The 21,610-nt window shown below is 37.5% G+C and carries 20 protein-coding genes; 10 read left to right on the top strand and 10 right to left on the bottom strand.

Translation table 11 applies throughout. The features are described from left to right. Both AWW78_RS06230 and AWW78_RS06225 read left to right on the top strand, forming a co-directional pair. Positions 1-1,315: FAD-binding protein (locus tag AWW78_RS06230; RefSeq protein WP_047134608.1), on the top strand; the 1,315-nt coding region annotated here is incomplete at its 5' end. A gap of 23 nt (positions 1,316-1,338) precedes the next feature. Next, entirely contained in the window at positions 1,339-2,064 is a 726-nt protein-coding gene (locus AWW78_RS06225) for a succinate dehydrogenase iron-sulfur subunit (RefSeq protein ID WP_047134607.1), read from the top strand. A gap of 28 nt (positions 2,065-2,092) precedes the next feature. Here the strand turns inward: AWW78_RS06225 and AWW78_RS06220 are convergent, their stop codons facing one another. Then, positions 2,093-2,380, bottom strand: coding sequence for a gamma-butyrobetaine hydroxylase-like domain-containing protein (locus AWW78_RS06220; protein WP_047134603.1), 288 nt, complete (start codon positions 2,378-2,380; stop codon positions 2,093-2,095). A 74-nt stretch (positions 2,381-2,454) separates the two neighbouring features. On the opposite strand from AWW78_RS06220, the gene AWW78_RS06215 reads away from it, so the two are divergent. The 7 genes from AWW78_RS06215 (at position 2,455) to AWW78_RS06185 (ending at position 10,140) form a co-directional block, all read left to right on the top strand. Next, on the top strand, positions 2,455-3,681 hold the full coding sequence (locus AWW78_RS06215) for a radical SAM protein (protein ID WP_082349251.1): 1,227 nt from the start codon (positions 2,455-2,457) through the stop codon (positions 3,679-3,681). Positions 3,682-3,699: 18 nt separating this feature from the next. Next, positions 3,700-5,283 carry an SLC13 family permease gene (locus tag AWW78_RS06210; protein WP_047134602.1) on the top strand — a complete coding sequence of 528 codons (1,584 nt, stop codon included), beginning with the start codon at positions 3,700-3,702 and terminating at the stop codon, positions 5,281-5,283. 88 nt (positions 5,284-5,371) lie between these two features. Further along, positions 5,372-6,058 (top strand): methyltransferase family protein, encoded by a 687-nt coding sequence (locus AWW78_RS06205; RefSeq protein ID WP_075426157.1) that lies wholly within the window; start codon positions 5,372-5,374, stop codon positions 6,056-6,058. Positions 6,059-6,315: 257 nt separating this feature from the next. Next, a complete protein-coding gene (locus AWW78_RS06200) occupies positions 6,316-7,239 on the top strand; it encodes an FAD:protein FMN transferase (RefSeq protein ID WP_047134601.1) in 924 nt (307 codons plus the stop codon). After that, entirely contained in the window at positions 7,236-8,603 is a 1,368-nt protein-coding gene (locus AWW78_RS06195) for a hypothetical protein (protein ID WP_075426156.1), read from the top strand. Before AWW78_RS06200 ends, AWW78_RS06195 begins: the two co-directional genes overlap by 4 nt. A gap of 62 nt (positions 8,604-8,665) precedes the next feature. After that, on the top strand, positions 8,666-9,178 hold the full coding sequence (locus AWW78_RS06190; protein ID WP_047134600.1) for an FMN-binding protein: 513 nt from the start codon (positions 8,666-8,668) through the stop codon (positions 9,176-9,178). Beyond that, a complete protein-coding gene (locus tag AWW78_RS06185) occupies positions 9,175-10,140 on the top strand; it encodes a hypothetical protein (protein WP_047134599.1) in 966 nt (321 codons plus the stop codon). Before AWW78_RS06190 ends, AWW78_RS06185 begins: the two co-directional genes overlap by 4 nt. A 9-nt stretch (positions 10,141-10,149) precedes the next feature. Here AWW78_RS06185 and AWW78_RS06180 read toward each other — a convergent pair whose 3' ends face one another. The 3 genes from AWW78_RS06180 to sppA are packed head-to-tail and all read right to left on the bottom strand — an operon-like array spanning position 10,150 to position 14,958. Further along, the gene (locus AWW78_RS06180; protein ID WP_047134598.1) at positions 10,150-10,989 is read right to left on the bottom strand and encodes an NAD+ synthase; all 840 of its coding nucleotides are present in this window, start codon (positions 10,987-10,989) and stop codon (positions 10,150-10,152) included. 13 nt (positions 10,990-11,002) lie between these two features. After that, a complete protein-coding gene (locus AWW78_RS06175) occupies positions 11,003-12,589 on the bottom strand; it encodes a Gfo/Idh/MocA family oxidoreductase (protein ID WP_047134597.1) in 1,587 nt (528 codons plus the stop codon). A 2-nt stretch (positions 12,590-12,591) separates the two neighbouring features. Then, complete coding sequence (gene sppA / locus AWW78_RS06170) at positions 12,592-14,958, bottom strand: signal peptide peptidase SppA (RefSeq protein WP_047134596.1); 2,367 nt, start codon at positions 14,956-14,958, stop codon at positions 12,592-12,594. A gap of 125 nt (positions 14,959-15,083) precedes the next feature. On the opposite strand from sppA, the gene queF reads away from it, so the two are divergent. After that, a complete protein-coding gene (gene queF, locus AWW78_RS06165; RefSeq protein WP_047134595.1) occupies positions 15,084-15,473 on the top strand; it encodes a preQ(1) synthase in 390 nt (129 codons plus the stop codon). Positions 15,474-15,602: 129 nt separating this feature from the next. Here queF and AWW78_RS06160 read toward each other — a convergent pair whose 3' ends face one another. The 6 genes from AWW78_RS06160 to AWW78_RS06135 form a co-directional block, all read right to left on the bottom strand. Next, positions 15,603-16,397, bottom strand: a complete 795-nt coding sequence (locus AWW78_RS06160) for an inositol monophosphatase family protein (protein WP_047134594.1) — start codon at positions 16,395-16,397, stop codon at positions 15,603-15,605. An 18-nt stretch (positions 16,398-16,415) separates the two neighbouring features. Further along, the gene (gene rsmI, locus AWW78_RS06155; RefSeq protein ID WP_047134593.1) at positions 16,416-17,129 is read right to left on the bottom strand and encodes a 16S rRNA (cytidine(1402)-2'-O)-methyltransferase; all 714 of its coding nucleotides are present in this window, start codon (positions 17,127-17,129) and stop codon (positions 16,416-16,418) included. Between the two features lies 1 nt (position 17,130). Continuing rightward, entirely contained in the window at positions 17,131-17,886 is a 756-nt protein-coding gene (locus AWW78_RS06150; protein ID WP_047134592.1) for a polysaccharide deacetylase family protein, read from the bottom strand. Further along, positions 17,883-18,332: a dUTP diphosphatase gene (dut, locus tag AWW78_RS06145; RefSeq protein ID WP_047134591.1), complete on the bottom strand. Its 450-nt coding sequence runs from the start codon at positions 18,330-18,332 to the stop codon at positions 17,883-17,885. Before dut ends, AWW78_RS06150 begins: the two co-directional genes overlap by 4 nt. Positions 18,333-18,390: 58 nt before the next feature. Then, positions 18,391-20,382 carry a sodium-translocating pyrophosphatase gene (locus AWW78_RS06140; RefSeq protein ID WP_047134590.1) on the bottom strand — a complete coding sequence of 664 codons (1,992 nt, stop codon included), beginning with the start codon at positions 20,380-20,382 and terminating at the stop codon, positions 18,391-18,393. Between the two features lie 134 nt (positions 20,383-20,516). After that, positions 20,517-21,610 (bottom strand): c-type cytochrome (locus AWW78_RS06135; protein ID WP_047134589.1); only part of this gene is annotated, 1,094 nt, incomplete at its 5' end.

Raw genomic sequence — 21,610 nt, 5'->3', positions numbered from 1 at the left:
GCTCCAAACTCTTTATGAAAATTGTATTAAACGAGGTGTTCAATTCTTCCCCGAGTTTTTCGTGACGGATTTGATTGTTCAGGATAATATCGTTCGTGGTGTTGTTGCGATTGAGATTGCAACTGGTGAGATTCACATTTTCCATGCGAAGACGGTTATGTTTGCAACTGGTGGATATGGTAGAGTTTACAGAATAACATCAAACGCTGTAGTTGGGACAGGGGATGGCTTTGCTATTGCATATCGCAGGGGAATACCGCTTGAAGATATGGAATTTGTTCAATTTCATCCAACTGGGCTCTGGAGGCTCGGGATCTTGGTCTCTGAAGCAGCGAGAGGTGAGGGAGGCGTGTTAAGGAATAAACTTGGGGAAAGATTTATGGAGAAATACGCCCCGACGATTAAAGATCTCGCACCCCGAGATGTTATCTCGAGAGCAATGTATACAGAGATTCGTGAAGGACGGGGAATCCAAGGACCAGATGGGACATATTATTTGTTACTTGATTTGACGCACTTGGGACCAGAAATCATAAATAAAAAGCTTCCTGAGATAACAGGATTTGCGAGAATTTATCTTGGGGTTGATCCGTTGAAGGAACCAATTCCAGTTCAACCGACGACTCACTACGCAATGGGTGGAATTCCAACAAATGTTGATGCTGAAGTTGTAATAGATGACAAGGGAACAAAAGTGGAAGGGTTTTACGCAGCTGGCGAAGTCGCATGTGTATCAGTTCACGGAGCAAATCGACTTGGGACAAATTCGCTTCTTGATATAATTGTCTTTGGGCGTCGCGGAGGGAAGAAAATGGCTGAATATATAAAAGAACATGATTTCCCACCGCTTCCAAAGGATGCAGACGAATGGACCAGAAAAACAGTTGAGAGAATTTTAAATAGCAATGGGAAAGAGCGTGTTTCAAGGATTAGAAAAGAACTGCAGGAAATAATGATGGATAATGTATCCGTATTCAGAACAGGTGAGGGTATTAAAAAAGCCATCGAAAAGATCAAGGAATTAAAGGAAAGGTACCAAGAGATTAAAATCGATGACAAAGGGAAAAAATTTAACACTGACTTGATTGAAGCAATTGAACTTGGTAATCTTCTTGACACAGCCGAGTCTATCGCTTATAGTGCTTTGAATAGAACTGAGAGTAGAGGTGCGCATTATCGCGAAGATTATCCAAAGCGTGATGACCAAAATTGGCTCAAGCACACCTTGATTTATAAGAATGAAGATAAAGAGCCAATCATAAAATATAAACCTGTCGTCATAACGAAAATTCAACCTATGGAGAGAAAATACTAAAACAACAAATGAGGTTTAAAAAAATGAAGGTAACCTTAAGAATTTTCAGATTTAACCCTGAAACAGATAGTGAACCTTATTACAAAGATTATGAAATTGAAGCGGACCCAAAGGACAGAGTTATCGATGTCCTTCACTATATAAAAAATGAAATCGATGGGACCTTAACATTTCGACGCTCCTGCCTTCACGGAATTTGTGGTTCCGATGGTATGAGAATAAATGGAAAGAATATGCTCGCCTGTTCAATCCTTTTGCAAGACCTTGGTTATTCCGATGCAAATAAGACTTACAAAAAACCCATAGTAATTGAACCTTTGCCTGGAATGCCAATTATAAAAGACTTGGTGACTGACTTTACCGACTTTTGGAAAAAGTATGAAGCTGTAAAACCATATCTTATCACCAAAAGCCCGCCACCTGAGAGAGAAAGACTTCAAAGCCCCGAAGATGTTGAGCTTATCATGGAAGCATCCAAATGTATCCTTTGTGCTTGCTGTACAACAAGCTGTCCATCAACTTGGTCGAATGAAGACTATCTTGGACCAGCGGCGCTTTTGAAAGCTTATAGGTTCATTTTTGATTCAAGAGATGAAGCAACCGATGAACGCCTTGATATAATTGACACGCCCAACGGGATATGGCGTTGTCATACCATCTTTCACTGTGTTCAAGCCTGTCCTAAAGAAATTAACATTACATGGCATATATCTAAGCTTAAGCAGAAACTTGTCGAAAGAGAAATTTGAACCGTCAGGGCGGTGGCAAACACCGCCCTTATTCTTCTTTTAAGTTTCGCAGGTATTCAAAGTCGTAAATCCCCGTATTATGACCATCCCCCCATGTTATCTGAATTCCGTAGTTTCCAACCAAATTTATCTCTTTTATCTCATATTGTCCCGAAACAGGTAGTTTGATAAGTGAGCTTTCATCTCTTTCAGCGGAACAGACGGCACATGGACAATTATCACGCAGAAATTTCAATGAAAGTACGCTTTCATATCCATCGTTCCAAGTGAATTTGAGTTTATCGTTTACTCTCTCAATTTTGGTTGGGCAAAGCATTGGTAAAAATTGAATTTGTTTTTAAATTTATTTTGCTAAAAGGTATTAATTTGAAACTCAATTTTCAAGTTTGAATGGAGAAGGTAGGCGAAAATGTCGTTAAGATTTTTATAGATGGCATCGGAGATGTTTATTTTAATTTGCAAAAGTATTCGACTACTATTTCGGAAGAGCATAAATTTATTTACTACTTCGACGCAGAGGGGAGATTTATGGGCGGATTTTTTGACGGAGTGAGCTACAGGCGTGGGCTTGATAATAGATTGATGAAAAAATTTTTTGATAAAGATGGAAGCAAGGTTAAAATTTTTGTCGGCGATGAAGAAAAGCGTAAGGTTATTGAAGATGTAATTGAACGAGTTTTAAAGATAAGGGATGCATTAAGCGGGAACGAGCACGAAGTTTTGGAACGACTTGACGAAATTTTAAAGTGGGATTATAAACAACTTGAAAAAGATGGGATTAAATTTTTCTCCGTTTATAAACCGATAAGCATCCTTCCACCAGACCAGTATTTCTCGCTCGTTCTTCAGCCAGCTGAAGGTTGTTCATGGAACAAATGCACATTTTGTAGTTTTTATCAGGATAGAAGATTTAGAGTGAAATCGCCAGATGAATTTTTAAATCATGTTAAGAAAGTTAAAGAATTCTTCGGCAGGGCGATTGGACTTAGAAAATCAATTTTTCTTGGTGATGCAAATGCGTTGATAATTCCACAGAAACGATTGGTTGAACTTATAAAAATTATCCATGATGAATTCCCCATCGGTAAATCTAAAAATGGGTTTGACCATGTTTTTGATGGAATTTATTCGTTTCTTGATATATTCGGAGCGGAAAGAAAAAGTTATGATGAATATGTTGAGCTTAGAGATTTACTTTTAAAAAGAATTTACATAGGTTTGGAAACGGGCGATGCAAATTTGTTTAAATATCTTAACAAACCTGGGTCGCCAGATGGATGTGTTGAAGTTGTCCAAACGATAAAAAGTGCAGGAATAAATGTTGGGGTTATAATTTTGGCTGGGGCTGGGGGAAAGAAATTTTATGAAGCTCATGTTAAGAATACCGTTGAAACGATATTGAAGATGCCCCTTGGGAATGGCGATATTGTTTATCTTTCTCCGCTTGTTCTTGATGAAGCGGATGAATATGTTAGAATTATGAATGAACTTGGTTCTGAAACGCTTGATAAGTTTGAAATGGCAAAACAAATTCAAAAAATCAAAGAGGGGCTTAAAGGTTTAAATAAATTAGGGGTGCGAGTGACGCTCTATGACATACAGGAATTTATTTACTAAAAAATTGGGTAATGCCAAATGGATTTTGATAAAATACGGGGGAATGTAGGTTTTTTTCTTGGGCTAATCGTTTTTATAACTATTTTGCTTATTCCCATTCCAAAAGCATTTACTGATTACGCAAGCCAAAAACTTGGAAGCGATAGTTTAACACCAGAGGTTTTAAGACTTTCATATAGTATGAAAGTCACTTTTGCACTTATGTTGTTGATGGTGATCTGGTGGATAAGCGAGGCGGTGCCAATTCCTGTAACATCTCTTTTGCCTGGGGTAATCTTGCCACTTTTTCATGCCTATGGATTTCATGACGGAAAATTTATTGAGTTGAACGGTAAAAATGTTTTTATAAACTATGCGAATCCAATAATTTTTTTATTTCTTGCTGGATTTTTAATAGCGGGTGCGATGCAAAAGTGGGGACTCGATAGGAGAATTGCTCTATGGATTTTAACTCGTGGAAATATCGCAAAAAGTCCAAACAAAATTTTATTTGGGTTAATTGTTGCAACTGCTTTTATATCGATGTGGGTTTCGAATACCGCAACTACAGCTATGATGCTTCCAATTGGGCTTGGCATATTGAATAAGTTAAATGTTGACCTGAATTCAAAGTTTGGGAAATCTATAATGCTTGGAATAGCTTTTGCTTCTTCAATCGGGGGCGTTGGAACTATAATTGGAACCCCGCCCAATGGTATCGCTGTATCAATTCTTGCAAAAGAAGGAATTGCACATATAAGTTTTCTTGAATGGATGATGTTTGGGGTCCCGTTCGTAGTTTTAGCCTTGCCGATTTTGTGGTTTGTTTTAAAAATTGTTTTTAAATCGGATGTTTCCTTTGGAGACGAAATAAAAGAGACATTGCTTTATGAAAAGAGTAACCTTGGCAAGTTATCAAAGCCAGAGAAGTTGACATTATTTGGATTCTCGTTAACGGTTTTTCTTTGGGTTACAAATCCGTTGTGGAAATTTATACCGTTCGTTGGTGAAAGGCTGGAGTGGTTTGATGAGTATTTAATAGCTGTTTTTGGAAGTATGATTTTGTTCACTTTGCCCGTTGACTTATCAAAAAGAAAATTTGTTCTCGATTGGGGCGATTCAAAATATGTCGATTGGGGAACTTTGCTTTTATTCGGTGGGGGAATAGCTTTGTCTGATGCGTTGTTTAAAACAGGACTTGCGGATGTAATTTCCAGTGAGTTTGTAAAGTTTTTCGGACATCCGTCACCTGTGTTTCTTGTTTTTATAATTGTGATTTTTATGGAGCTTCTAACGGAGATAACATCCAACACCGCCGTAACTTCAATGATGGTTCCAATATTAATTTCAATATGTTCTGAACTTGACATTAACCCCACCTTTCTTGTTTTGCCTGCAACTATTGCTGCATCTATGGCATTTATGCTTCCCGTGGCAACGCCACCAAATGCGATCGTTTATGGGTCAAGATATGTGACATTAAAAGATATGTTGAAAGCTGGCGTCGTGCTTGATGTAGTGATGTGGATTTATATTTTCTTGTTTTTTTACATCATATTCACCTTAAATCTGAGCGGAAATTTTTCTGCTTTTTTACTTCAAACAACTTTATTACTAAAATAACTTTACAACGGCAAAGCCAATAGGAATCTTACTTTTGATTTAAATTCAAAGTAAATTATTTTAAACAAAAACCAACGGAGGTGCGCCTATGGCGGTGCGAAAAATTTTAAATTATATTGGAATTACTGGGGTAATAATCTTTTTGTTGATTTACATTTTTGAATTTACTCCGCACCACGACGGGCCCCCTGCATCAATTAAATGGATAAGAGAAAATCTTGGGATAGGGGGATTGATAATAATTAACATTGCAATTGTTCTTGCGTTTCTTGGTTTGCTAACTTATAGAAAGCCAACGAAAAATTTATGGAAATCAAAAACCGCTTTCATAGCATTTGTTGTTGCTTTGATGACGGAAATGTTCGGTTGGCCACTTTTAATTTTCCTTATTTCACCAGTTTTTGATGTCCCAATCATATCAAGAAAATACTTTGAAACATTCGGGCATTTGCCAGCAAAGATTGGAACATTAGTAAGTATCATTGGGATATCTTTAATTTCAGCTGGTTGGGTGAAAATTCACAAAGCAGAGGGGCTTGTAACAGATGGAATTTATAAATTTATACGCCATCCGCAGTATACTGGAATTTTTCTCTTTACGCTTGGCTGGATCATACATTGGCCATCGGTGATAACTCTATTACTATGGCCTGTGCTTATTGGCTCTTATATTTGGCTTTCAATTCAGGAAGAGAAAGAGCTCGTTGAAATTTACGGTCAGGCTTACATTGAATACGCAAATAAAACAAAAAGATTTATCCCTTACATAGTTTGATTTTAGAAATTTTTTAAAGTTTTACAAGCTTGTTGCTTTTTACATCAATATTCACTGTTCTGTTGTTTCAGCAAAATTGTTCCCACAAGAACGGGCAATGTGCCTAGTATATGATACTTTGGGGGATTTCCTTACCAGTAATCCAACCGTTAGGTTATTCGGTTATGATTCAGGTGGGTTTTGACGGGCTTCGAAAACTTGACTTTTTCATTTCTTTATATTATATTTAGACTGAGTCTAAATAAATTAAATGGACTATGGATAAGCTTGTTAAATTTATGCTGTTGTTCTTTGTCGTGGAGATCGTCCTAGCTCAGGGAGCGAGCTACTATCTTATGGGGACATATGCTTACATTGAGCTTCCAAATGAAAACCTGAATTACACTGCGTATAAATATCTCAGGGGGATTGAGATGAAGCTTTCGGATTATGTCGATTCGTCGGATGTCTCAAAGATTAATCTAAATGCGGGGAAGAAATTTGTAAAAGTTTCGGATATCACAATTGAGGCTATAAAAAACGCCATTGAGATTTCAGAAAGTACAAATGGGGTTTTCGATATCACTGTTGGAGCCTTAACAATTAATGCTAAAAGGTTCAAGAAATTATCCGAAGACAGTGCTCGTAAGCTTATTAATTTCAGAGATGTAGTGATTTCTGGTGATAGCGTGATGCTTTTAAAAGAGGGGATGGCAATTGATTTGGGGGGGATGGGGAAGGGATTTGCAATTGAAAAAGTCTTTGATTATTTAAGGACGAGCTCTGGATTTATTTCAATTGGCGGAGATATGAAGGTGTGGGGGCATAAGAGGACGCTTGCGATCAAAGACCCTATAAATGGAGGTACACTTGTTCAAATGGTCAACTCGAGCGATGTCAGCATATCAACATCTGGAAATTATTTGAGAAAACATATTGAAACAAAAGATGGGAGAATTGTTCAGGTAACAGTTGCCCATAAAAATGCAACACTTGCAGATGCCTATGCGACCGCTCTCTTTGCGATGTCTAAGGATTTGAGAGATAAATTTTTAAGTGAGAATAACGATGTTGGTGTTCTAATACTTTACGACGATGGCTCAATTTTTGTAAACAATAAATTTAGAGAATTTTTTGATGTAATGATTTTTAAGGATGGCGTTCAGCATATTTCAAAAACAAATAAAGATGATGAAAAATGAACAAGATCATTTTTAAGGCCTTCATTCTAACGATCGCTTTATTTATATTGTTATCAAACCTTACATTCTCCCAGTCGCAGGAAGAAAAAATAAAACAACTTGAAAAGAGGATTGAACAGCTTGAAGCTGAAATTTCAAAGCTCCAAGCTATTGGAAAGCAAGAGGAAGAGATAATCCAGATGATCGAGGCGTTGAAAGAAGAAGTAAGACGACTTCGGCTTGAGGTGGCGATGCCGGAGATCGAACTGAAGTCATACTTTGGACTTGGTCCAGCAGCTTCAAAAATTTACTATACTCCACGCGGGTTATCAATTGCCGGATATGGTGAGATAACATATGAAAATTATCTTGATCAGTCAAAAACGGACAGAGGGGATGTGTTAAGATTTATACCTTATATCGGGTATAAATTTACGGATAACATCCTGGTAAATTCTGAACTTGAAATTGAGCATGCTGGGATCAGTAATGTTGGGGATAGAAAGCCGGAAGTTTATGTTGAATTTTTATATGTGGATTTTCTTTTATCATCGGGATTTAACATAAGAACTGGGTTATTTCTCATTCCTATAAGTAGAATGAACGAATATCATGAACCACCCGTCTATTTTGGGACATTAAGACCTGATGTGGAAAGATTTGTAATTCCAACTGTGTGGAGGGAACTTGGTGTGATGGTTTATGGTGAGTTATTCTCTGGGCTTTCGTATAAAGCAGGGATTATGAATGGCTTGAGAACCGATTTGATAGGCGATTGGATTGGTGCTGGAAGACAGAGAGGAGCAACAGTTAATTTTGACAAGTTTGCGGGGATTTTAAGATTCGATTTCACCCCCATTAAAAATTTAACACTTGGAGCTTCGTTCTATAGCAGTGGTGGAAGTGACGCAGCCGGAGCAAGTCCAAAAGGAAGCGCGGAGGCAAAATTCGGGCTTTTAACATTTGATGGACAACTTCAGTTTGAAAATTTACTTGTTAAGGGTTTATTCGCTTATGGAAGTGCGGATGGTAATAGCTTTTATACGAATAGAGCCGGTAGAGCAAGTAAAGTTTACGGATGGTATGTAGAAGCAGGGTATAATTTAATCCCGCTTATATATCCAGAATCGATAGTTTCGTTTTCTCCGTTTGTAAGGTATGAGAGATATGATTTGAATAGAAATGTTTTCGTTGGGGATCCGGATCCGAAGAAAAATAGAAGTGTGTTTACATTTGGGATTGACTTTAAACCGCATCCACAGGTAGTGATAAAGGCAGATTATCAACTTCGCAATACTTCATCGAGCCTTCCAGCTGGTGTTGGAAGTGGGAAGGATGAATGGAAAATTGATCAATTTAATATAGGACTCGGTTTTATATTTTAACGCCATTGAGGTTCTCCCGGGCTTTTGCCCGGGGATTTTTATAAAAAATTTGCTTAGGTAAGATGATAAATCTTTTATTGCTAATTTTGTTTCTCTTGATCCAAGGTAAGAAACCCGAACAAGTTTTAAGTGAGATTTATCCTAATGCGAAAATTGAGATCAAAAACATCGTGATATCAGATTCGCAGGCTGAAAAAGTTAAGGAGTTATCCGGGGTTAAAGTTGAAACAAAACTTATCACATTTTATATCGTTAAGGTTAATTCGAAAGTTAAAGCATATGCTTATGTTGATATTCATGTTGTCAGGACTCATCCTGAGGTTGTGTTATATGTTTTAAATGAGCGAGGCGAGATTGAGTTGATTCAGATTTTGTCGTTTAAGGAGCCACCGGAGTATAAGGCAGATGAAAATTGGCTGAATTATCTTAAAGGTAAAACGCTTGGTAAGGATTTGTTAAAGTTAAGGAAAGATGTACCTAATATGACAGGGGCAACTTTAACTGCAAGGGCGATAACAGATAATGCGAGAAAAGTCATCGCATTGTGGAAAATAATTTTTGAGGAGGGGAAATGAGGTTCTTCTGGACTGGTGAAACAAAAAATTTTAAGCCGATACATGTTGCAATTTTTCTTTTTACAGTTTTTGTCTTTCTATTTTGGATTGGTGCTTTTGTTCATTTTGGAATGAAGTTTGGTTATTCGGTCGAGAAAATTCAATATTATTTTTGGGGTGAGCCCGATTTCCCAAGCGAAGTCTCAATCGCTCAAGTTTTGGAAGAATCGCATGTAAATCTTTTTGTTGTTGGACTTCTTTTTCTGTGTATCTCTGCTTTGGTTGTTTATTCAGATATCTCCCCGAGATTAAAATTTGGGTTAATGCTTGCCCTTGCGTTTTCAGGGCTTCTTTACGCTATATCTGATTTGATCATTATTTTTCTCGGAAGGGAATATGCAGTTTTGAAGCTTTTTATATTTTTGCTCTTTCAAGCTGTGATTTTTTTATCGTTGTTGCTTGTTTGGTTTAAAAGTTCACGGGCTCAGAAAAATAAAAATAGTATAACTTCAAGATTTCTTGCCATTTTGATTTTTATTTTTGCAATTTTTAACCTTGTTTTCGCTGGCTTGAATTTCACATTATTTGCGAACAAAATTGGTTTTACGATCTCCAATGTTTCAGATTACTATCTTGGCAATCCTGAAAAATTTTTAAAACCGAAATCCATTTCTGGGCTCGTTGAAATTGCTTATATTCATTTCCTGCCGATGGCTCTTTATCTGATAACGCTTGTACATTTTGTTTATATCGTCAACGATAAATTTAACATTGCGTTAACTATTTTGATGTTTATCTCAGCTTTGCTTGATAATTTTGGGGGCATTTTGATCACGCAATTTGGAGGGGCATTTGCTGGTGTTAAGTTGTTTTCGTTTTTTACTTTACAATTTCTGCTTTTGCTTTCGTCGGCAATTTTAATCTATAAATTGGTCGTGCTTAAATTTAGCTCAAATAGCCTGCGACATCACCAAAGGATTTAAACTCTTCTTTTAGCTTCCCCAATCACGAGCATATCTGAAGTCGATGTTTATTGTTCTGTAAGAAATTTTTGCAATTATCGGTGGTCTTCTCTTGAATTGATTCCTTTGAACCATGAGTTTTACTCTTTCGATCATATTTTTGTCAAACCCGAGCTCGATTAATTCATCATCTGTTTTTCGTTCGTCAACCATGAAGTATAAAAGTTTGTCGACAACTCTATATGACAGGCCAAGTTCATCCTCATCTGTTTGTCCAATCCAAAGGTCAGCAGTTGGTTTTTTGTCAATTATTTTTCTTGGCACACCAAGTTCTTCAGCAAGTTGCCAAACCTGCGTTTTATAAAGATCCCCAAGTGGATTTATTGCGCTTGCCATATCACCGTAAAGAGTTCCGTATCCAAGCAAAAGCTCAGTTTTATTACTTGTTCCAATTACAAGGGCTTTTTCCCTTGCGGAGAGATCATAAAGAACAATCATTCGCATCCTTGCCATCACATTTCCTTGTCTAACTCTATCCATATCTGGAAACTTTTCAAAGTAGGGATCGCACATCGGTGTTATGTCAACAAATTCACTTTTAATTCCGAGATTTGAGATCACAAGTTTTGCATCCTCAATGCTATCTGGTGAGCTTGTTTTATATGGCATTATAACGCCAAGGACATTTTCAGGCCCCAAAGCTTCAGCGGAAAGATAAGCAGAGACAGCGGAATCCACACCGCCAGAGACCCCAATGACACCCTTTTTAAGCCCAAACCTTGTTGTTTCTTTCCTGATGAAATCGACAAGGATTTTTCTAACTATTTTCATATTGAGTTTTAGATCTTTTGCTTTTCCAAGTATTTCCATACTTGCTCCTTAGTTAGTTTGACTTAATTTCGGTTACTTTATTCCCTTTCTTTTGGTAAACCCTTTTACATTTTTCACATTTTGCTTTTCCTTTTTTGAAATTTAATTTTTCACCGCATTCACATATCCATCCGTTTATTTTCGCTGGAATGCCTGTCACAATTGCATAATCGGGCACATCTTTTGTAACTACAGCACCAGCACCAACCATTGCCCATTTTCCAATTGTTATGCCACATAAAATTGTCGCATTCGCCCCAATTGTTGCACCTTCTTTGACCAATGTCGGGATCCATTTTCCACCCTTGGGATATTTTGCCCTTGGGTTTAAATCGTTTGTGAAAACTGCAGAAGGTCCAACAAAAACATAATCTTCAAGCGTGACAAGGTCATAAACCGAGACATTATTTTGAAGTTTGACGCCGTTTCCAAGCACTGCTCTTGAACCGACAAAACAATTTTGCCCGATGACGCAATTTTTCCCAATCTTTGCACCTTTCATTATGTGAGAGAAATGCCATATCTTTGTTCCTTCACCAATCTCACATGGTTCATCGATTATTGCTGTTTCATGTGCGTAGAACTTTTCATTCATTTTTAAAGTTATCCCATTATTTTGTAATGATTTGCTTGCAAGGTCAAGTATTTTTAAAACTCGTAAGGCTTCATATCCATCGGTTAAAGGTTTTTTTCTTTTATTGACACATTCAATAAAATGGGCGCATGCGTTTTTCAATGGTTCTTCTTTTTCAATTTCAACTACTTCAGCATCCGCCTTTTTAGCAATGGGCAGATCACCAATCCATTCGACTTTGTGTGGATATAGGACAAGTTTATTTTCTGGTTCGGTATCGTTAAAGACAGCCATTTTTTGGGTTCCAATTATAACCAGTTTTTGTTCTTTATACGGGTGAAGCCAACTCACGAAGATATGAGCTCTTACATCGTTTTTAAATTCGAGATATGTTAAGGTGACATCATACGGGATTTTAAAGTTTGAGTTTGTGTCAACTGTGTTTGGAAAAAGATAATTTTTCCCAAATGATGAGATTTTATTTGGCATATCGCCGACGATTGAAAGTATAAGTGAAATATCGTGTGGGGCAAAGCTCCAAAGCGTATTTTCTTCTTTTCTAAATTTGCCAAAGTTTAATCTATTGGAATAAATGTATTTTATCTCGCCAATCTCACCAGAGTGAATTAAATTTTTCAACTTTATGACAGCGGGGTGATAATGAAGGACATGGTCAACCATTAAGATTAAATTTTTCTCATCCGAAATTTTCACAAGCTCAATTGCTTCTTCGAGTTTTAGGGTGAGTGGTTTCTCAACGAACACATCTCTTCCAGAGAGAAGAAACATTTTGGCGAGTTCGAAATGCGTTTCAGATGGTGTTGCAATTGCAACTGCTTTAATATCAGGGTCGTTTATGACCTCTTCAATTGAGTTGGTGTATTTAGCTGGAAATTTACCTTTTAGTTCATTGTAATTTGTCTCATTGATATCGCACACCATCTTCAGGACACCTAATTCAAAAAAGTTTCTCACAAGATTTTTGCCCCAGTCTCCAGAGCCGATGACTGCGATAAATTTTTCCATTTTTATTCAAAAAGTTTATTTAGAAACAAGTTTCTCAGCATTGATTTTATAAATCCATCTTGAGTTCCAAAAAGTGACGGCACTGGATAAAACTTAACATCATACTTTGCTTTTATTCTGGCTTTTTCCCTTGCGAAGTCAACGGCGCTTTTCAATCCCCCAAGTTCATCAACGAGTTTTAAATCCAATGCCTGCGTTCCAGTGTAGACCTTACCTTGCGCTAATTTTTCAACATCATCAAGCGTCATGTTTCTGTTTTCCGCAACCTTTTGTTTGAATCCAAGATAGGTGTATTGAAGTGCGTTTTCAATTCCTTTTCTTTCAATTTCATTCCAGTGCCTTGTTGTAGAAAACATATCAGCGTGGTCACCTTTTTTGTATGTTTCAATTTTTATTTTCATGTTTTCATAAAGTTTCTCAAGCACCGGCTTTGAGTAGACAACCCCTATGCTTCCAGTTAAAGTTCCGGGGTTTGCAAAAATTCTATCAGAACTGCAAGCGACATAATAGCCACCACTTGCAGCGACATTGCCGAACGATACTACCACTGGTTTTTTCTTTCTCGCTTCTTTTAGGGCAGAGTAGATTTCATTTGAAGCGAGCGCTGAACCGCCACCACTGTTAACTCTTAAAATTATTGCTTTTATGCTCTTATCTTTCACCGCTGAATTGATCTGTTTAACTACGGTTTCTGAACCTGTTAATCTTTCATTTAATAGTGGGAAAGGCAGTGGGGGTTGGCTTTCACCAGTAACTATCGCACCATGAACACCTATGACGGCAATCTTCGGGATTATTCCCCAAGTCTTATCCCAGTATTTTCTTTTATCAAGTTTTGTCAAGTTGATATTTTCGTCGTCTCGATTGTTTGCGAGTTTATTAATCATTTTTTTAGCTTCGTTGTAAAAACCAATCTCATCAACAATCCCAAGTTCCTTAGCCCTTGGAGGTATTAAACCGCCTGAAATTTCTTCGATGGTTTCATCCGTGAAGTTTATATTTCTTGATTTTGAGATTTGCTCTATCATTTGCTTGTGTATTTCATCGACGAGACCTTCAATTAGTTTTGCCTGATTTGGAGTTGCCGAGTCAGTGTAAAATGAGTGGAAGGTCGATTTATATTCACCTGCCGTCATCGCATCCCATTCGATGCCGAATTTTTCAAAGAAGCTCTTTAATCTTGACACATCGATAACAGCTCCATATCCGACTATCATACACTCTGGTGCGATGACGATTTTATCGGCGACACTCGCAAGATAAAGTTCATTTACACCAGCCATTTCGCCACCAAGATAAGCGACAACAGGTTTTCCTGCCTTTTTAACTTTTTTAACTGCTTCGGCAAGTTCTTGAGTTAAGCCTTCAAGTTCATAAAGTTTGATTTCGCCCGTAAATGGATAAATTTTCAAAAGCAAACCATTTATATCTTTATCCGTTGATGCTTTTTCGATTTCATCTATTAAATCGTGCACGCTCTTTCTTGGCTTTGAGAAGATAGATGGTTGTTCTTTATAATCTGGTATGACACCACGAATTTCAACCTCAGCAATTTTCTTGACAGGGTAGATGAATGTGTTCATAACTTCTCGTGTGAAGAATGTCGATGCTGTCGCCTTTATGTTTGAGTTTTCAAAGTCAGTGAAAATTTTAAATCCAACATTTTGAAGATTTATCGAGAATCCGAAGATGAAGGTTTTCTTATCCGAAAAAGTTTTGGTGTTGTCAAGCATTGCGTATAAGTTTAAGCCATTAACTATTTTAAGTTCGGCTCCAAATTTGAAGTTTTTTGGTTTTTGTTTTTCTTTAAGGATTAAATCTGATGATAGGGTTAAGATGTCGTTTCCGAACGGCCGAATTCCAATCCCAGCGGTATATCTTTTTTCAAGGGGCGTATTTTGAAAATATCGTCCAGTTAAATTATGTGCCACAAAAGAAATTGATATGAAATTGAAAGGTCTCGAAATCACGCCAGCATTTATTGATGTTTTGAATTTTTCGCCACCAATTTTAAAATAGTCAAGTCCAACTCCAAACGAAAAACCTTCACCACCAAAGCCAGTCGAAGATGAAATCAAAAGTGAAGTTGAATCTCCAAGCCTGACGCTTTTCATTCCTATTCCAAGATTCATCGTTTGCAGGAATAAACCAGTCTCATAGTTTTTGACGGAAAATTTTCTCAGAGATGATAGATAGACCGCAAAGTTTATCTTGTGTCTGAAACCCATATTTGCTGGATTAACCCTTAAGCCTTCGGAGCCATCCGATGTAGCTGTGAAAAGATATCTTTCAAAGCTTGGTATGTAAAGATTTTGAGCTGTGGAGAGGGTGGTCCATAAAATTAACAAGGTTAAAAGTTTTAACTTCATTCTCAATTCCTTGTTTTATTTTTGTTTCGCTTAAAATTAAGCAAAGTAAAGGCGATATTCAATTTTTAAAATGCAAAATCTTTTGATTAGATTTACGGGAGTAAAAATAAAATTGTTGCGAGACCATGGAGGAGAGAAAACTTAAATATGGTGAAGAGGCAATACTCAATGCTCAGCTTGAAACATGGGAAAATCCATATCCCGATAGGGATTACAAGATTGAAATAACCTTTCCTGAATTTACTTGTCTTTGTCCAAGGTCTGGGTATCCTGATTTTGCAACTATAAAGATAGTTTATATCCCCGATAAATATATCGTTGAGCTTCGCTCTTTAAAACTTTACCTTAACAAATACCGAAGTGAATACATCTCCCACGAGGCAGCGACAAATAAAATCTATGATGATCTTGAGAAAATTTTGAAGCCGAGGTTTCTTGAGGTTGTTGGGGATTGGAATCCACGTGGAAATGTAAAGACGATAATTACAGTTTCATCAAAAGATAAACAACGCTAGAATTGATTAAATAGCCGTTAAAGTAAGGTTGCAATTTTTGATGCTTTAAAGCTTAAAACTTTATGTATCAATTTGTCGAATTTTTCAAGGAGCTCATTTTCCATTTAAACTCCAAATCTAACTATGCGTTTATCTTCTTTCGTTTTTGTTAAGTCCCTTTTTTATTATTTCCAGCATTTGCTGATGAATTAAGCCATTGCTTGCGACGACACCTTTTGTATAAATGCTGAATTTGTTTCCATAAAAATCTGTGATCATTCCACCAGCTTCTTCGATTATTATCTTTCCAGCTGCCACATCCCACGGATTTAAGTCAACTTCCCAAAATCCATCAAGTCGTCCGCAGGCGACATATACAAGGTCAAGTGCAGCCGAGCCAAGTCTTCTTATAGCTTGTGCTTCCATAAGGAAGTTAACGAAGTGTTCAACGCAATTGTCGGGATTTTCTTTTACATTGTAAGGGAATCCTGTCGCAAGCATGCTTTTGATGAGTTTATCTGTTTTTGATACGGAGATTTTTTTGCCGTTGAGAAATGCACCTTTGCCTTTTTCAGCATAAAATAATTCATCAAGATTTGGATCGTAGACAACTCCAATTATTACCTCGCCTTTATATTCAAGTGCTATTGAGACGCAGAAGACAGGAAAGGAATGGGTATAGTTTGTCGTTCCATCGAGCGGGTCAATTATCCATTTATATTCGGAAGTCTTTGATGTTTCACCGCTTTCTTCAGCAAGTATGCTATGGTTTGGGAATTTGCTTTTGATAAATTCAATTATTTTCTTTTCGGAGCCTTTATCAATTTCAGTGACAAGATTTATCTCTTCTCTTTTTCTTTCTATGTTTTTAACCTTGCCGAGGTTCATCTTTAGAAATTTTCCTGCCTCTTTCGCAGCCTCTATTGCGACGCTAAGGTAGTCCATTTTGAGATCTTTTTTGTTTTAAAATTCCAGTTTTTTACTTTCTTCAGCTCCTGCTATCACAATCACACATTCACCTTTTTTCTTGTTCTCAGATAGATAGTTTATAACTTCAATCACATTTCCCCTTATTATCTCCTCGTCTGGCATCGTTAGGTTGTATGCGACGCAAATTTTTCTATCAACCCCAAGAACCATTCCGATATCCTCAAGCACTGGGATGACTCTATATGGCGTTTCAAATATTACAACTGTTCTTTGCTCACCCCTTAATCTTCTTAATTCCTCCCTTCTTTTTGCTCTTTTTTGAGACAGCCATCCGTAGTAAACAAATTTTTCGATGTTAAATCCTGAAACTATCAATGCAAGTAGAAGTGCAGAAGCTCCCGGGATGGGAACGATTTTAATCCCTTCTTTTATCGCTCTTTTCACAAGTAGGGAACCGGGATCTGAAAAAACTGGTGTCCCAGCGTCCGAGATCAAAGCTATGTTTTTGCCTGAATTTAAATCACTTATGATTTTTTCAATCTTTGAATTTTCATTATGTTCGTTAAGTGTGTCAAGTTCCTTTGGCTCTATTTGATAATTTGATAAAATTCTTTTGCCCTCTTTGAGTTCTTCGCATAGAATGATATCAACCTCTTTTAGGACCTTTAATGCGCGAAGGGTTATATCATCCGGATTTCCAATTGGGGTTGCAACGAGATAGAGTGTTCCTTTAGAAGGTGCTTCCATTTTATTTTTTAATTTTGTTTTTGGCAAAATTTATCCGAATGGTAAATTCGGAAAATAAATTTATCAAATTCAACTTGAATTTTTCAAAATTTGAAGCATTGATCTTTCTTCGCAAAGATGAAATAGTATCAATTGAGTAAACCGCAAATCTATGGTATACCCCATCCAATTTCGTTCCATTTGATAAAGCGTAAACTCCTTCATATCCTAAATCAAGTGCAAATTTTACAATTCTTTCGTCATATCTGCTGAAAGGCGGGGCAAATGATTTTACCTTTGTGCCAAGTTTTTTCTCTATCTCATATTTTGAGTTTCCAAGTTCATACTTGATTCCTTCATCGTCAAGTAAGGTAAGACATACATGGTTTGATGAGTGTGATCCAATTTCCCAACCGTTATCTAAAAGAATGTTAAGTTCATCCCAATCCAAGTGTTTAAACCTTATCCCGAAGCCAAAATCCCATGTGTTAAGTTTTCCGACGAAGTTTGAAATTACAAAAGCAGTTGCTATAAAATTATATTTTTTCAGAATTGGGAAGGCGAAGTCGATTACATTTTTATAACCGTCATCAAAGGTTATACAGATAAATTTTTCGTTTGTTGTTTTTAAATTTCGCGCTTCTGAAACGGTTAGGGATTTATATCCTTCGTTGTGGAGAAATTGGATGTGTTTTTCGAATTGTTTCGGTGTGACCCTTGTTATCCCGATTTCAAATTTCGTATCGACCTTGTGATATGTTAAAATTGGTATGTTCATATTCCGGTGTGCCCAAAGCCCCCAGCACCTCTTTTTGTTGCGTTAAGTTCATTCGTTTCCTCCCACTCGACCTTCGCATATTTCGATACAACCATTTGTGCAATTCTATCCCCACGCTTAACTTTAAACTCTTTTTTGCCAAGGTTTATAAGAATGACTTTAATTTCCCCGCGATAATCGGAATCGATTGTTCCAGGTGTGTTGAGAAGTGTTATCCCATGATTTATTGCAAGTCCACTTCTTGGTCTTATTTGGGCTTCATAACCAGGGGGAAGTTCAATTGCAATTCCAGTTGGTATCATTACAATTTCGCCGGGTTTGATTATCATTTCGTTTTCTATATCAGCGTAAATGTCCATCCCAGCTGAGCCCTCGGTAGTGTATTGTGGTAATGGTAAATCGTAGTTTTGGCGAAGTCGAGTTATTTTGATTTTTAACTTTTCCATTTTTGATGTGAAAATTTTTCAAAAGGGGCACTTTTGAGTGCCCCTTTTGAGCTTTATTTTAGAATAGAGATGCGAAAAAGTTAGTGTGCAGAGTTTTTAGGTAGACTCCAAATACGAGCGAGACTATGGACATTAGTTTTATGAGTATGTTCATCGATGGACCACTTGTATCTTTGAACGGATCTCCAACTGTATCACCAACGACAGCTGCTTTATGTGCATCTGAGCCTTTACCGCCAAAGTTTCCAGCTTCTATATATTTCTTTGCGTTGTCCCATGCACCTCCACCATTTGCCATAAATAGTGCAACCATAACACCAGATGCAATCGCTCCCGCAAGTAATCCTCCAAGTGCTTCGGGACCGAGAATGATTCCTGTCAGAACCGGAACTATTATTGCAAGTACACCCGGTAAAATCATTTCTTTTAGAGCGCCTGCAGTTGCAATGTCAACACATTTTGCTGTATCGGGTTTCGCCTTTCCCTCCAAAAGCCCAGGAATTTCACGGAATTGTCTTCTGACTTCCTCAACTATTTTGAAAGCAGCCTTTCCAACTGCTTCCATTGTGAGTGCAGCGAAAAGAAATGGCATTCCAGCACCGATTAAAAGACCAATTACAGTTTGAGCCTTTATTAAATCAATGCTTTTAAGCCCAACAGTTTGTGAGTAAGCGGTGAAGAGCGCAAGCGCAGTCAAAGCAGCTGAACCAATTGCAAAACCTTTACCGATGGCAGCAGTGGTGTTTCCAAGGGCATCAAGTTTATCCGTTATCTTTCTTACCTCTGGGCCAAGGTGGGACATTTCAGCTATTCCTCCAGCGTTGTCAGCGATAGGACCGTAGGCATCAACTGACATCGTTATCCCAATCGTTGCAAGCATTCCAACAGCTGAAATTGCTACGCCATAAATTCCATTGGCTATATATGATATGAAAACTGCTATCGCTATCGCAAGAACAGGATAAGTTGTGCTCTTGAAGCCAACAGCTATTCCCGTGATTATATTTGTTGCTGCACCGGTCGTAGCTGATTGGGCGATTGATTTTATCGGAGAGCCCGAAGTGTAATATTCGCTTAAAAGCCCAATTGCGATCCCAGCGAAGACGCCAGAAACAATTGCCCAAAATGGTCTTAAGTCTCCGACTAAATTATTTACGATGAAATATGCAAAGATTATAAGTAAACCCTCTGCAACAAATGTTGAATATCTAAGGGCTTTTTGAGGGTCTATGTTTTGGAAAATTCTAATTGAAAGCGAAGCCAGAAAAGATGCAATTGTCCCGAACATTATGACTATAAGTGGGAGAAGCATCCAATTTTCTTTATTAGGCACATTAAGTGTTGATCCAACTGCTATTGTTGCTATCACTGAACCAACATAGGATTCAAAAAGATCAGCTCCCATCCCTGCAACATCTCCAACATTATCCCCGACATTGTCAGCAATTACTGCTGGATTTCTTGGATCGTCTTCAGGTATTCCGACTTCAACTTTCCCAACGAGATCTGCTCCAACATCAGCGCTTTTTGTATATATTCCGCCACCAACCCTTGCAAAAAGTGCTATTGAACTTGCTCCCATACCAAAACCGCTGATTATTGTCGGGTCTTTATAAAGAAGATAGAAAAGACCAAGTCCAAGTAATCCGATACTTGCAACTGTTAAACCCATTACGGACCCGCCGGTAAATGAAATAACAAGGGCTTTATTTTGCCCTTGAGTTGCTGCTTGAGCAGTTCTAACATTTGCTCTTGTTGCAGCTGTCATCCCGATAAAGCCAGCAAGCATTGAGCAAATTGCACCACTTGCAAAAGCAAATGCTGTTTGAACTCCTATTACAGCCCATATGATTACAAACATCGTCACAATGAAAATCACAAGCGTTGAGTATTCCCTTTTGAGGAAAGCTGAAGCGCCTTTTTGAATTAGCTCAGCGATATCTTGCATCGTTTGGTTGCCGGCAGGCTGCTTTTTAATGTAGTAAAAAAGATAAAGAGCGTAAAGCACACCTAAAGCCCCAACAATTGGGACAAAAATTGTCATATTCATTGTTAATAACACCTCTCTTTTATTTTTAAACAGGGGAAATTTAAAGCAAATTTAAAAATAACATCCCTAATTTTCAAATCGTTTGGTTAAACCCCTACCCTCAATCTGGTTTTTCAGATTAACAAGTCAGCTCATTACCATCCACTAAAAATTCCACCATCAACATAATCCCATAGTATAAAGCCAACAAAAGGTTTACCCCCATAAATTGGTATTTCTCGCCCAATAGATAGTGCAAGATGCCCTCGTTTTGTGAGTGCGATGTAGATTTTTGGAACAATTGAAATTGTATGTTCTTCTGCATTGAGGGTTTTTGTTCCTACAAGCTCAACCCCTGGGAAAATTCCTCTTTTTCCTTCTGGAATAATAAGCGTTGTTGAAAGACTGTAAATTAATTCAGGATTTCCCTTGGATTTATTAACGGGCGCTTCGATTTTTAAGCTCCCTTGCATTTCAATTTTTTCACCTATTCCTTTTGCAACAGCAAGATATGGTACGAGAACAACTGTTCCTTTGCCGAAGCCTTTCGCTTCGCTTCCAGTCGGTAATGAAAATTCAAAACCAGCCGTTAAAATTGACAGATTTTTATAGTTATCGTAAAAAGCATATTTTAAACCGAGTTCAAGATCACCAATGCCTGTTGTGTTTTGAACACATGATCTCAAGTTTTGTATCGGTAACTTAACTTCATATTGAAATCTTGTTCCGAATCTATTTGCGTAGTATAGCACAACTTTTGTGTCGTTTATATTATGGCCGTTTTCGAATTTGTAAGTAAAAGTTGGGATTAAAATGAATTCTTGTTCAACGTATGCCTTTGTCACATAATGTGCACGTATGAAGTTTAACTCTCCTTGTGGATACTTTTTCTGATCAACGAAAGATTTTATATGTTCTATTGTTTCATAAATTTGTTGATCTGTGAAGACATCGCCAAAGGCAGGCATTGTTCGTGATAAACCTCTTGACGCTCCGCCGTATTTTATTACCGCATACCAATCCTTTCTTGCTTCCCTTGTGTTAAAATATCCATCAGTGAAATCAGGTGGAGGCACATCCCAGTTTTGTTTTATTTCCTCTGGTATATTTCCTTTTCCATCTATGCCATGGCATTTGGCACAAAACACTTCGTAAATCTGCTTACCGTTCATCGTTTTAATGGTTTCAAAATCTATAACCTGTTCAGTTGTATCTTGCTGTCCAAATACAAAGCCAGCGATAAATATAG

Origin of the sequence: Candidatus Kryptonium thompsonii (assembly GCF_001535985.1) — a bacterium.
Lineage (GTDB): Bacteria > Bacteroidota > Ignavibacteria > Kryptoniales > Kryptoniaceae > Kryptonium > Kryptonium thompsonii.
This window is presented reverse-complemented; position numbering and strand designations above follow the sequence as displayed.